Here is a 13,991-nt window from a genome sequence, read left to right on the forward strand (position 1 = left end):
TTAATTATTTGAAAGTTGATTTAATAATAGCTTTACTCGGTCTAATTGAGCCAAATCACCAGCCTTTTCGTAATACATAGATAGCGATTTTAGTGCATTGACATCATATGGTCTAATCTCATTTGCTTTTAACAATAAGTTTTGCGCATAGTATTGCGCCTCCACATTGGTGTCGTTTTTCAAAAAATCACCTAAGAATATCAGCCCTAAGGCTAAGTTGGCTTCGTAGTTATTTGGACTCAATTGCAATGTTTTCTGATAGTATCGTTTAGCGATATCGATGCGGCCGACAGTTTCGTTAGCATATCCTGCTAGATAATTCAACTCCACATTTTCGGGCTCAAATTTTATCGCTTCATCAATAATAGGAACGATAGCTTCGTAGTTATTATTGTGTGCTAACTCCTGAATTAAATTCATGAGCACAACTTTATTATCCTTGAATTTAGATCGCGCTGTTTCCAAGGTGCGTAATTGCGCATGCTTATCTCCAGATAGACGGTATACATCAGCAAGTTCCAGATACATGGTTGCCGTGGCGTCATCATCCTTAATAACGGTCGTATAATAACCGATTGCTTCCTTATACTGTTTACTTTGTACCGCCAGTAATGCCAAGTTATAGATTACATCCGTGTTGCCAATTGATAATTCTTTCACTTTGATGTAATTATCGTAAGCCGTCTTGTAGTCTTTTTTACCCAGGGCTTTATTGGCGCTTGAAATATGTGCCGCAGCTAAATTTTGCTTTACATATTTCATTTCGGCCGGATAGTTTTGAAGATCATTAGCCCTTAGTTTACCCAATGCATGATAGGTAATATCAATAGGATCTTTGGGGTTCTTGATCGTCCGGCTTGAGTCAGCATAAGCCATCGCACTATAAATCATGGCACGAAGGACATTTACTTTTGCGCTTGTCGAGTCCCGCTTGTTTTGGTATCCGGCATCGTTAAATTTCTTTGCACTTTCCAGATTCTTTAAGTCTCCCGATTGCATGTACATGGCAAAACTGTTGCTACTCTCTTTGTAATTAGATTGTGCAAAGCCTGTAAAAGAACAGGAGACTAAAAGACCCAAAATAACCGTTTTCTTCATAAAATTATGCTTCGTTGTCTTCGTTATCAGCTTCAGCGTCATTAGATTCCGCATCTTCTGAAGGACTAATTATTGCACCATTTGACGCATCACGTAGGATGGTGTCTGTGTCATCCGTTGTTGGGGTGTCGATTTCACCCTCTGCACCGCCTAAGCCTTCTTCATCATCCTCTTCGCGCTCTACTTTGGTGATCGATGCAATTTCATCTGTATCATTTAACGTTATTAAGCGCACGCCTTGTGTGGCACGACCCATAACACGTAATGAATCAACGCCAATACGAATCACGATACCAGATTTATTGATAATCATCAAGTCGTCCTGGTCGGTTACGCCTTTGATTGCAACAAGCTCACCGGTTTTATCCGTAACATTAATAGTTTTTACTCCTTTACCACCCCGGTTTGTTACGCGGTAGTCCTCGATATCCGTACGTTTACCATAGCCTTTTTCAGAAACAACAAGAACAGTAGAATCATTGCTGTCAACAGCGATCATACCTACTACTTCATCTTGCTCACTGGCCAAAGTAATACCACGTACACCTGTCGCGGTTCTACCCATTGGGCGAACTGTTCCTTCATTAAAGCGAATAGCGCGACCCGAGCGAAGAGCCATCACGATTTCGCTGGTACCCGTTGTTAAACATGCTTCCAATAGCTCATCGCCTTCATTGATATTAATTGCATTAATACCATTTGCACGCGGACGAGAGTAAGCCTCTAGCGATGTTTTCTTGATCGTACCTTTCTTGGTACACATAATAATGAAGTTATTCTCCAAGTACTCTTGATCTTTCAAGTTGATTACCTTGATAAAGGCCTTGATTTTCTCTTCTTTCGGAACATTGATAATATTCTGCAGCGCACGGCCTCTCGAAGTACGACTTCCTTCAGGGATCTCAAAAGCACGAAGCCAGAAACAACGTCCTTTGTCGGTAAAGAGTAGGAGGTAGTTATGTGCAGATGCTGTGATGATATGCTCGGTAAAGTCTTCATCGCGTGTGGTCGAACCAATAGCTCCCTTACCACCACGGCCTTGACGACGGTACTCTGAAAGCGGAGTGCGTTTTACATAACTGTTATGCGAAATGGTAATGACGATTTCCTCATCATCGATGAAATCTTCCATACGCATATCCTCTGCCGAGTGAACGATAATAGAGCGGCGCTCATCACCATATTTTTCTTTTACTTCAGCAAGTTCGTCTTTAATAATACGCATACGTAAGCCTTCGTCACTCAAAACTTCTTTCAAGTAGTCGATAGTCTTCATTAATTCGGCATATTCTTCTTTAATCTTGTCACGTTCCAGTCCTGTTAGACGACGTAACGTCATGTCTAAAATAGCACGTGCTTGAATATCGGTCAGGCTAAAGCGTTCCATTAATCCTGTACGCGCATCCTCTGGTGTCTCGGAGCTACGGATTAATTTAATCACTTCATCCAGGTGATCTAATGCAATTAAATAGCCTTCTAAAATGTGTGCTCTTTTTTCTGCTTCCGCCAACTCATATTTAGTACGACGGATAACAACCTCATGTCTATGTTCCACAAATTCATGGATCATATCCTTCAAGTTCATCAACATCGGACGCCCTTTAACTAAGGCAATGTTATTTACAGAAAATGAGGTCTGTAAGGCTGTGTATTTATAGAGATTGTTTAATACCACATTGGCATTAGCCTCTCTTTTTATTTCGTAAACAATACGGAAGCCATCGCGGTCAGATTCATCACGGATGGTAGCGATACCTTCAATTTTCTTTTCGTTGACAAGCTCTGCCGTACGCTCAATCATATTCGCCTTGTTGACTTGATATGGTATCTCGGTAACGATAATACATTCGCGTCCATTTTTCAAGGTTTCTATCTCAGCTTTACCACGCATAACCACACGTCCACGCCCCGTTTCACATGCATCTTTAACGCCATTGTACCCATATATAATACCGCCGGTAGGGAAGTCAGGGCCTTTGATGTGTTGCATCAACTCTGAGATCTCAATATCGCGGTTGTCAATATACGCTGTAATACCGTCAACAACTTCTGTGAGGTTGTGTGGCGCCATATTAGTCGCCATACCTACAGCGATACCCGAAGCACCATTTACCAATAAATTTGGAATCCGAGTAGGGAGAACTGTTGGTTCTTCAAGGGAGTCGTCAAAGTTGAGTTGAAAATCTACCGTATCTTTATTGATATCAGAAAGAATATCTTCTGCAATCTTTTTCAATCTGGCCTCCGTATAACGCATTGCTGCTGGAGGGTCACCATCAACCGAACCGTAGTTACCTTGACCATCAACCAACGGATAACGCATGCTCCAGTCTTGCGCTAAGCGCACCATTGCATCATACACCGATGAGTCACCATGTGGGTGGTACTTACCTAATACGTCACCGACAATACGCGCCGATTTTTTATAAGGTTTACTACTGGTAACACCCAAGTCCAACATACCATATAAAACCCGTCTATGTACAGGTTTCATACCGTCTCTTGCATCAGGCAACGCACGAGAAACAATCACCGACATCGAGTAATCGATATAGGCAGACTTCATTTGGTCCTCTATGTTAATGGGGATAATCCTGTCGTTAGCAGGAAGTAGATTGTTTTCGTTCTCTGTCTCTTCAGCCATATTAAAATTTGGTTTCGATAAAACTTAATAATGCGCACCTGAATAAAGTACACACATCGCATGCGAAGTTACGATTTTTTTCGTTCAAATTGGCAAAATCTCCTTGCTATTATTATTGTATAACATAAAGTCTAGGGGACGGTTCAGATGAAGTTTTTTGCATGTTCTTTAAGGTATTGGGAGTAATTTGTTGATTAGAAGGGCGCAAACGTTATTGTTGTGTCATTTTTATATTAAAAAAAGTAAAATTTTATATTCTTATCAATAAAACATTGAAAAATGTAAAAAACTTTTAAAAAAAATTTTACTTTTGCTTTTCATTTAGCCAAAGGTGGTTTGATGAGGGAGTAGTTATTTTATTTATCATTAATTTTTTTACGATGAAACATAATTTTGGGGCAGGACCATGCATCCTTCCAAAGGAAGTATTTCAAGAAGCGGCACAAGCAGTAATCGATTTTAATAATTCGGGCTTATCGATCCTTGAAATATCGCATCGTTCCAAAGATTTCGAACAAGTTGTTATTGAAACAGAAGCCCTTGTGCGCGAATTGTTAGCCGTTCCTGCCGATTATTCGGTGTTGTTTTTGCAAGGAGGCGCCAGTCAGCAATTTGCTATGGTTCCTATGAATTTGTTGCCTGAAGGAGGTAAAGCAGCTTACTTGGATACGGGAGTATGGGCTTCCAAAGCCGCTAAAGAAGCTTCGAAACTGGGGAACGTAGAAATCGTGGCTTCATCGTCGGATAAAAATTATACGTACATCCCGAAGGTATTTACTGTACCAACAGATGCAGCATATTTCCACTATACATCAAATAATACAATCTATGGTACGGAGGTTTTTGAAGCACCAAAAGTTAATGTTCCTTTGGTTGTTGATATGTCTTCGGATATCTTGAGCCGCACCATAAATGTAGCCGATTATGATTTGATATATGCGGGTGCGCAAAAAAATATGGGACCAGCTGGTGTTACCTTAGTTATTGTGAAGAATGATATTTTAGGTAAATCTGGGCGTACGATCCCAAGTATTTTTGATTATCGTGAGCATGCGAAAGCGGGCTCAATGTATAATACGCCACCAGTTTATTCGATCTATGTGTCGATGTTGAACTTGCGTTGGTTAAAAGAAAAAGGCGGTATCGAGGTGATCGAACAAGAAAACATCATTAAGGCACGTGCGTTGTATGATGAGATCGATAGAAACCCGTTCTTCCGTGGAACGGCAAACCTGGAAGATCGCTCTCGTATGAATGTGACGTTTGTGATGGACACAGCAGAGCAAGAGGCGGAGTTTTTGGAGTTAGCAAAAGAACGCGGTTTGATCGGTATCAAAGGTCACCGTTCGGTAGGTGGATTCCGTGCTTCCATTTACAATGCATTGACGCTATCGTCTATAAATGCATTAGTGGATGCGATGAAGGAGTTTGAAGAAAGATATAAATAAGCTTAGTTAGATACAAGAATGAGAATATTAGCAAATGATGGTATCGATGCCGTTGGCAAGCAGCTTTTAGAAGCAGCAGGCTTTGAGGTTGATACAAACCATATACCGCAGGAGGAATTAGCGGAAAAATTAAAAAATTACGATGCAATAACGGTACGTAGTGCCACTAAAGTTAGACAAGCGTTGATTGATGCTTGTCCTAATATCAAGGCTATTGGCCGTGGTGGTGTGGGCATGGATAATATTGATGTGGAATACGCGCGCTCCAAAGGTGTTGCTGTGATCAATACACCTGCGGCTTCTTCCTTATCAGTAGGAGAGTTAGTGTTTGCGCATTTATTGAATGGCGTTCGTTTTCTGTATGATGCTAATCGTAAAATGCCGGCAGAAGGAAATACTAAATTTGGAGACCTGAAGAAAGCTTACGCGAAAGGTGTGGAGCTTGCGGGCAAAACATTAGGTGTGGTTGGTTTTGGACGTATCGGTAAAGAAACGGCTAAAATTGCGTTAGGTTTAGGGATGAATGTGTTGTATACCGATTTGTATGAAGGACCGAAGGCGTTAACACTTACCCTTTCGGGTGGTATTCAGGTGGATGTTCCTGTGAAACAGGTTGCCATCGAAGAGATCTTTAAAAATGCTGACTTTATATCTTTGCATGTACCTTTCTTAGATAAACCGGCTATTGGGGCTGCTGAGTTTGCTCTATTAAAAGATGGTGTTGGTTTGGTGAACGCTTCACGCGGTGGCGTGATTGATGAGCTGGAATTGATTAAGGCGTTGGATGCTGGAAAAGTGTCTTTTGCTGGTCTTGATGTGTTCGATAACGAACCTACACCGAGAACAGAAATTCTTACGCATCCACGGATTTCTTTAACACCGCATATCGGTGCTGCTACGAACGAAGCGCAAGAACGTATTGGTGTCGAACTAGCAACATTGCTTATTGAGACATTGAAGAAGTAGTACTTCCGCATAATATAGATGCGGCGCAAGAGCTTTTACAGCATTTGCGCCGCTTTTTTTTGAGAAAAAATATAGAAATATAAAAAAATAAACCATCGTTGTTTATTCTTTGACTGCTGCTGTTTCAAGAAGATTTTTTGTGCATTGGATGGGATCAATGAACAAAGGCCAGAAATGAGCATCGAAAAGGGATATTGTGCTAAAAGTATACGAATAGATGAGGTTGGAAAACACGTTGTTTTTTTTGTTTTGTTTATTATAATACAGACTTTTGCATTTTTAAACACGGATAATTAATACTAATTACTTCGTACCTGAGACGTATTGCTTCGTATTTTATATGCGTTACTACGTGCTTATGTACTTAAATAAAACTTATGAAAATTCTAAAATTTGGTGGCACCTCGGTTGGTAGTGCAGAACGCATCAAAGGATTACTTGAAATCGTAAATCCTGCGGAGCGTCAAATTGTCGTGTTATCTGCTGTAGCAGGCACGACAAATGCTTTGGTAGAAATTGGACAGGCTTTTCTTGCTGAGAAGAAGGACGAAGCATTAGCACTTACCAAGCAGCACAAGGATAAATATGAGCTTTTGATTCAGGAGCTTTTTACGACTGTTGAAGGGCTATCAAAGGGTAAGCAATTGATTGATTATCATTTTAATTACATTGCTTCCTTAGGGAATGAAATGTTCACTTCGGTGGAAGAAAAAGCTATTCTTGCACAAGGTGAGTTGCTTTCGACAACACTGTTTCATTTTCATTTAGAAGAAATTGGTGTTCCATCGGTATTATTGCCTGCCCTTGATTTTATGAAGATCGATGAAGACAATGAACCCATGGTCGATTATATTGGCGAGAAGTTAGGTGCTATCTTGGACCTTTCGCCAGCAAATACACTATTCATTACACAAGGTTATATTTGTCGAAATTCATTTGGTGAAATCGACAATCTACGTCGTGGTGGATCTGATTATACTGCGTCCCTAATAGGGGCTGCAATACGGGCTGAAGAAGTTCAAATCTGGACGGATATCGATGGTATGCATAATAATGATCCCCGTATCGTAAAAAACACATCGCCTATTGCAAACCTTAGCTTTGATGAGGCAGCTGAACTGGCTTATTTCGGAGCGAAGATATTGCATCCGCAGAGTGTGTTTCCAGCACAAAAATATAACGTACCCGTACGTTTGTTAAATACAATGGATCCAGCTGCAGCAGGGACATTGATTAGTAAAGACGGCGGAAACAAAGGACAGATACGAGCAATTGCTGCTAAAGATGGCATTACGGCTATTCACATCCATTCTTCAAGAATGTTGTTAGCTTATGGTTTTTTACGTAAAATATTTGAGATATTTGAACGCTACAAAACGCCAATTGATATGATCACGACATCTGAAGTTGCCGTTTCTTTAACGATTGATGAAACACGCTATTTAGCCGATATTATTAAAGAGGTGGAGGATTTCGGTCGTGTGAGCATCGATAATGAACAAACCATTGTATGTGTAGTCGGAGATTTTAGTGCCAATATGCATGGTTATGCGGCACGCGTGTTGGATGCGATCAAACATTTGCCTATTCGTATGATTTCCTACGGCGGGTCAGATTACAATGTATCGATCCTTCTGGATAGCGAACATAAAACAGAGGCGTTGCGTTCGTTGCACAATAGATTATTTTAAGTAATAGAATTAAATTCGATATGTTGTTTACAAAAGATCAGCAAGAGAAGATAAAAAATTTAGAGACCCCGTTTTACTACTATGATATGGGGTTACTCGAGCGAACGTTGAATAGTGCTAAGGCTGCTGCTGATAAGCGTGGATTTCATGTACATTATGCCTTAAAAGCTAATTTCAATGATCGCGTATTGGATATGATTCAATCGAAGGGATTTGGTGCTGATTGTGTAAGTGGTAATGAGGTGCAAAAATCAATTGATAAAGGCTTCGCTCCGGAGATGATTACCTTTGCCGGTGTCGGAAAATCCGATAAAGAGATCATTGAGGCATTGAAACACCAGATCTTCGCTTTCAATGTTGAGTCTATCCAAGAGATGGAGGTTATCAATGAGCTTGCTGGTCAGTTGGGTGTTGTGGCTCAGGTATCGCTTCGCATTAACCCGAATGTGGATGCACATACACATCATTATATTACGACTGGCTTGGATGAGAATAAATTTGGGGTGCCTACTTCGGAGTTAGAAATTGCGGCTTCGGTTATCCGTCAAGCACAGCATGTAGAGCTCATCGGATTGCATTTTCATATAGGCTCTCAAATCACAGATATGAACGTATTTAAGAGTTTATGTGTGAAGGTTAATGAATGGAAAAATTGGTTTGAAGAGCGGGGAACAGCGATTAAAGTCTTGAATGTTGGAGGAGGACTAGGGGTTGATTATCAACATCCAGATGAAAATTCCATGCCTGACTTTGAAGCATATTTTGATATTTTTGATAAGTTTTTGGAGCGTACCGCACAGCAAGAAGTACACTTTGAATTAGGTCGTGCTTTAGTGGCGCAGTGTGGGAGCTTAATCAGTAAGGTTCTGTATACGAAAAGTGGTATTAAAAAGAACTTTCTAATTCTAGATGCAGGGATGACGGAGCTTATGCGTCCGGCTCTCTATCAGGCTTATCATAAGATCGAGCATGTCGCAAAAGAGGTGACAACAACTATAAACTACGACGTCGTCGGCCCGATTTGCGAGAGCTCAGATTGTTTTGGTAAAGAAGTACCATTACCAGAATCCCAACGAGGCGATCTTATTGCTATCCGCACTGCGGGAGCTTATGGCGAGGTGATGGCATCAAGCTATAATCTTCGTGATGAAATTCGTTACGTTTATAGCGACAAGCTTTAAAAGCAAGTAGTTCTTTAGTGCATAGTACGTAGTTTATAGTACATTGTTCTTACTTTAAAAATAGAGCGTATGGGGTACCTCGTATTTCATACGCTCTATCTATCACGATCTACCAACCACCATCTACCAACCACCATCTACCAACCACCATCTACTAACCACCATCTACTAACCACCATCTACTAACCACCATCTACCAAACACCATCTACCAACCACAATCTACCAACCACCAACCACAATCTACCCACTACTAAATACTTCTCTTATTTGTGTATATTTGTCAGTTCAAACAAAGAGAAAGAAATATGGAGGAATCCAGACCTAGCGTAGGTATGATAGGGAGCGGCAGTTGGGCTACCGCAATGTTAAAGATGTTAGGCGATAACACGAGTTCGAAGGAGCTTTTGTGGTGGATACGTAAAGAAGAGGATCTTGCGTATGTACGGCAGTATAAACATAACCCAACCTACCTTAGTGCAGTTGAATTAAAGGTTAATCCCGAGAACCTGTATCAGTCTGCGCGTACGGTTATCCAAAAGTCCGACATTGTGATCCTCAATACACCTTCAGCTTATTTGGAGGTAGCCTTACAAGATGTAGAAGCGGCTGATTTTGAGGATAAAATTATCGTTTCAGCAATAAAAGGAATTGTACCAGGTGACAATCTGATCGTGGGTGAATACCTACAGCGTAATTATCAAATCCCATTAGAAAATATCGTTGTGGTCGGTGGCCCTTGTCATGCCGAAGAAGTTTCCTTAGAGAAGCTATCCTACCTTACGTTAGCAGCAAAAAATAATGATAACGCATTACGTGTTGCGGCGGTACTTCAGAATAGATATATAAAAACAGTAACCACTTCTGATGTGTTTGGTGTAGAGTATGGAGCGGTATTGAAAAATATTTATGCTCTAGCTGGTGGTATTTGCCATGGACTGGGATATGGTGATAATTTTCAGGCTGTTTTGGTATCGAACGCTATTCGGGAGATGGAAAAATTTGTCTTTGCTATTGATGCGGAAGAAAGTAGAGATATCAATGCATCGGCTTATTTGGGAGATTTATTGGTTACGGCTTATTCGCAGTTTAGCCGCAATCGAACATTCGGCAATATGATTGGTAAAGGTTATACCGTACAATCCGCTCAATTGGAGATGAATATGGTCGCCGAAGGTTACTATGCATCCGCATGTATTCAAAATATTATTCAACAGTATGGCTTAGATATGCCTATTTGCGATACGGTATATCAAATTTTATACAATAAGCAATCTGCGGCATCCGAAGTCGTAAAATTAACGGAAAAATTATCTTAAGCATGCAAATTACCAAAGAACATATTGCGCAAACTTATCAAACTATTCAGGACGAGATAACCAAAGGGTTGGAAGCGTTGGATGGAAAATCGAAGTTTGCCGAGGAATTATGGGAACGAGAGGGAGGCGGGGGTGGCCGCACAAGAATTATACAGGATGGTAATATCCTTGAAAAAGGCGGCGTCAATTTTTCTGCGGTGCATGGTAAACTTCCTGAACCGATAAAAAAATCTTTTGGTGTCGACGAAGAGGACTTCTTTGCAACGGGTGTTTCCATTGTGATCCACCCGAACAACCCTTGGGTGCCAATCATTCATATGAATATCCGGTACTTCGAATTAAACGATCAGGTACGTTGGTTTGGTGGCGGTATAGACCTTACCCCACATTATGTACAGCATGATGATGCCCGTTTTTTTCATCAGATGATGAAAAATGTATGCGATCAGCATCATCCTAACTTTTATTCGGATTTTAAGACCTGGGCCGATAACTATTTTTATATTAAGCATCGACAAGAGACCCGTGGTATTGGGGGCGTTTTTTATGATAAACTGACGCCCGAAAAGACCGGCCTTACTTTCGAAGATATCTTTAATTTTTCTTGTGACCTGGGACGTACTTTCGTTCCGACATATACTGAGCTGGTTAACCGGAATCGGGATAAAGCGTATGGCGAACGAGAGAAGAACTGGCAAGGATTACGACGTGGACGGTATGTTGAATTTAACTTGGTTTACGATTCGGGTACGCGCTTTGGATTAGAAACAAATGGACGTATTGAGTCTATTTTAATGAGTTTGCCTGCACAAGCGAATTGGGCATATGATTTTCATCCAGAGAAGGGATCCCTCGAGGAAGAAACACTTTCTTTATTGAAAAAAGAGATCAATTGGACGATATAGGGCATAGCGCATGTACTTATAGCTTATTCGACCAACTAATTACCAGGAACAGACAACTAAAAACAACTAATGATAAACTATCAGAAGTTTACGTTGGATAATGGCCTACGGGTTCTTATCCACGAAGACCATACCACAGCAATGGCCTGTGTTAATGTATTGTATGATGTAGGAGCACGTGATGAGTCGCCGGAAAAGACGGGTTTCGCCCATCTTTTTGAGCACTTGATGTTCGGCGGTTCCATCAATATCCCGAACTACGATACGCCATTGCAGGAAGTTGGGGGGGAGAATAATGCGTTCACAAGCAACGATATCACGAACTATTATGTCACGTTGCCTGCTGCAAACTTAGAGACCGCACTCTGGTTAGAAAGCGACCGTATGCTAAGTTTAGCTTTTAGCCCCCAAAGTTTAGAAGTACAACGAAATGTTGTGTGTGAGGAGTTTAAGCAACGATACCTCAATCAACCTTACGGTGATGTTTGGCTACGCCTACGTCCGCTTGCTTATAAAGTTCACCCATACCGTTGGGCCACGATTGGGAAAGAATTACGTCATATTGAGGAAGCTACTATGGAAGATGTGAAAGCATTCTTTAAGAAGCACTACGCCCCGAATAATGCAGTCCTCGTAATCAGTGGTCATGTGGGAGCGGGGGAGACCTTAGAATTGGTAAAAAGATGGTTTGGCGATATTCCACGCGGGGCGGATTACGTACGTGCGTTACCTCAGGAACCGCAGCAAACCGAAGCACGCCGTGAAGAAGTAGATGCGGACGTTCCTGTGAATAGTATATATATAGCCTTTCATGGGCCTGAACGGTTACACCCGGATTATCCGACTATGGATCTTTTATCGGATCTTCTGTCCCGTGGAAGTTCCTCACGGTTGTATCGCGCTCTGGTGAAAGATCAACCGATATTTAGTGAGGTCAATGCCTACGTGATGGGCTCCGTAGATAGCAACCTCTTTGTGGTGGAAGGTAAACCGTTACCACACATTACACTTGATGAGGCGGAGAAGTTACTATGGAACCAGTTGGAAATTATTGCAACAGAAGAGGTGTCGATTCCAGAATTACAGAAAGTAAAGAACAAGATTGAATCGACGATGGTTTTCGCAGAATTGTCGATTTTAGATAAAGCGATGAACTTAGCTTTTTATGAGGCTTTGGGGGATGCTAATATGTATAATCACGAGGTCGAGAAGTATGATGCGATAACGGCAGATGACATTCGTCGGATAGCCGCTCAGGTTTTTAGAAGAGAAAATTCATCAACCTTAATTTATCACGCAAAGCAAACGGAAGATGTTGAATAGAAAAGAAGCCCCAGCACAGCACCCCATAGAAGATATAACATTGATTCATCCGGAGGAATTAACGTTCGAGAATGGGCTTAAAGTCTTCGTTTTCCGGTCAGATGACCAAGAGTTGATCAAGGCTGAATTTATCTTTCAAAACCTATTCGCCTCGCCCGAAAACCCCCTATTGAATACCTGTTTAAGCAGTATGCTGAAGGAGGGGACGGAGTTGCGTACAAGCGCACAGATTGCGGAAGATATTGATTTTTATGGCGCATATCTTGTCCCTGAATATAGTTACGATCATACGGCTTTGACACTGTATAGCTTGCGTAAGTATTTTGCTGACGTGGTACCTGTCGCTCAAGACGTGCTTAAAAACTCGATAATTCCTGAAGCAGAGTTGGTTACATTTGTTCGCAATAATAAGCAAACCTTGCAAGTTTCGATGCGCAAGAACGATTATGTTGCACGTAAGCTGTTTTATAATCATATTTTTGGAGAGACCCGTTATGGCGTCACACCAAGTGAAGAGAACTACAATAGCTTAAATCGGGAGGATCTGTTTGCTTTATACCGTAAGCAAATACAACCGCAGAACTGCACATTAATTCTTTCGGGCGGTGTAACAGAAGATGTTCTTGCTGTAATTCGTGATTTATTTGTAACAGATTGGGATAATAACGACACACTAACACTATCAACGGTACCTGAAGTTCCCGCTTTTGAACCGAAGGAGTTCGTAGAAGAAAGGGAGGATGCATTGCAATCCGCTCTTCGTCTTGGGATGCCTTGTGTAAACCGAACGCACGTAGATTTTCCAGCGCTACAATTTGTGAATACTTTATTTGGCGGCTATTTTGGTTCTAGATTAATGCGTAATATCCGGGAAGAGAAAGGATATACATACAGTATTGGTTCGGCGATCGCTAGTTTACAGCATGGTGGTTTCTTTACTATTGCGTCTGAAGTTGGTGTCGAAGTAACACAAAATACGTTGGATGAAATTAAAAAGGAATTTGATGTCCTTCGACAGGAGTTGGCTCCAAACGAAGAAGTCGAGCTTGTGCGTAATTATATTTTAGGCTCCGCTCTTGGAAGTTTAGAGTCTATTTTTTCGCATGCAGATAAATTTAAATCTGTCTATTTCTATGGATTAGACCTAGATTATTACAAACGATATAATAAAGTTATCCGTAATATGACGGCGGAGCACGTACAGGAGATTGCTTTACAGTACTTCGATTTTGAGAAAATGTTGAAGGTCGTAGTCGGCAAGAAATAGTTTCTAAGGAAGTAATCGTACAAGGTGTAAAAATGTCACTATTCTAGGGAATAATGACATTTTTATTTTCATGTGTCATTAACTTTTGTTTAAATATTTGTCGCTTTGAAACAATTTATGTAGATCTGTGTTGTTTTTTTGTCTTGTATT

The 13,991-nt window shown here is 41.0% G+C and carries 10 protein-coding genes; 8 read left to right on the forward strand and 2 right to left on the reverse strand.

Going from position 1 to position 13,991, the window contains the following annotated elements; translation table 11 throughout:
• Both E2P86_RS09210 and gyrA read right to left on the reverse strand, forming a co-directional pair.
• Positions 1-1,152 (reverse strand): tetratricopeptide repeat protein, encoded by a 1,152-nt coding sequence (locus E2P86_RS09210; RefSeq protein ID WP_240775594.1) that lies wholly within the window; start codon positions 1,150-1,152, stop codon positions 1-3.
• Positions 1,103-3,742, reverse strand: coding sequence for a DNA gyrase subunit A (gene gyrA / locus E2P86_RS09215; protein WP_134432578.1), 2,640 nt, complete (start codon positions 3,740-3,742; stop codon positions 1,103-1,105). The genes E2P86_RS09210 and gyrA overlap by 50 nt, the downstream gene beginning before the upstream one ends.
• A 380-nt stretch (positions 3,743-4,122) precedes the next feature.
• Between gyrA and serC the strand changes: the two genes are divergently transcribed.
• The 8 genes from serC (at position 4,123) to E2P86_RS09255 (ending at position 13,841) form a co-directional block, all read left to right on the forward strand.
• Complete coding sequence (gene serC, locus E2P86_RS09220) at positions 4,123-5,190, forward strand: 3-phosphoserine/phosphohydroxythreonine transaminase (RefSeq protein ID WP_134432580.1); 1,068 nt, start codon at positions 4,123-4,125, stop codon at positions 5,188-5,190.
• 18 nt (positions 5,191-5,208) lie between these two features.
• A complete protein-coding gene (locus tag E2P86_RS09225) occupies positions 5,209-6,156 on the forward strand; it encodes a D-2-hydroxyacid dehydrogenase (protein WP_134432582.1) in 948 nt (315 codons plus the stop codon).
• Between the two features lie 377 nt (positions 6,157-6,533).
• Complete coding sequence (locus tag E2P86_RS09230; protein WP_085471904.1) at positions 6,534-7,847, forward strand: aspartate kinase; 1,314 nt, start codon at positions 6,534-6,536, stop codon at positions 7,845-7,847.
• 23 nt (positions 7,848-7,870) lie between these two features.
• Entirely contained in the window at positions 7,871-9,028 is a 1,158-nt protein-coding gene (lysA, locus tag E2P86_RS09235) for a diaminopimelate decarboxylase (RefSeq protein ID WP_394346511.1), read from the forward strand.
• A 307-nt stretch (positions 9,029-9,335) separates the two neighbouring features.
• Complete coding sequence (locus E2P86_RS09240; RefSeq protein WP_085471902.1) at positions 9,336-10,346, forward strand: NAD(P)H-dependent glycerol-3-phosphate dehydrogenase; 1,011 nt, start codon at positions 9,336-9,338, stop codon at positions 10,344-10,346.
• Between the two features lie 2 nt (positions 10,347-10,348).
• On the forward strand, positions 10,349-11,251 hold the full coding sequence (hemF, locus tag E2P86_RS09245) for an oxygen-dependent coproporphyrinogen oxidase (protein WP_134432586.1): 903 nt from the start codon (positions 10,349-10,351) through the stop codon (positions 11,249-11,251).
• A gap of 69 nt (positions 11,252-11,320) precedes the next feature.
• On the forward strand, positions 11,321-12,574 hold the full coding sequence (locus E2P86_RS09250) for a M16 family metallopeptidase (RefSeq protein WP_134432588.1): 1,254 nt from the start codon (positions 11,321-11,323) through the stop codon (positions 12,572-12,574).
• Complete coding sequence (locus E2P86_RS09255) at positions 12,564-13,841, forward strand: M16 family metallopeptidase (RefSeq protein WP_134432590.1); 1,278 nt, start codon at positions 12,564-12,566, stop codon at positions 13,839-13,841. Before E2P86_RS09250 ends, E2P86_RS09255 begins: the two co-directional genes overlap by 11 nt.
• Positions 13,842-13,991 lie beyond the last annotated feature (150 nt).

Source organism: Sphingobacterium psychroaquaticum (assembly GCF_004421025.1).
Lineage (GTDB): Bacteria > Bacteroidota > Bacteroidia > Sphingobacteriales > Sphingobacteriaceae > Sphingobacterium > Sphingobacterium psychroaquaticum.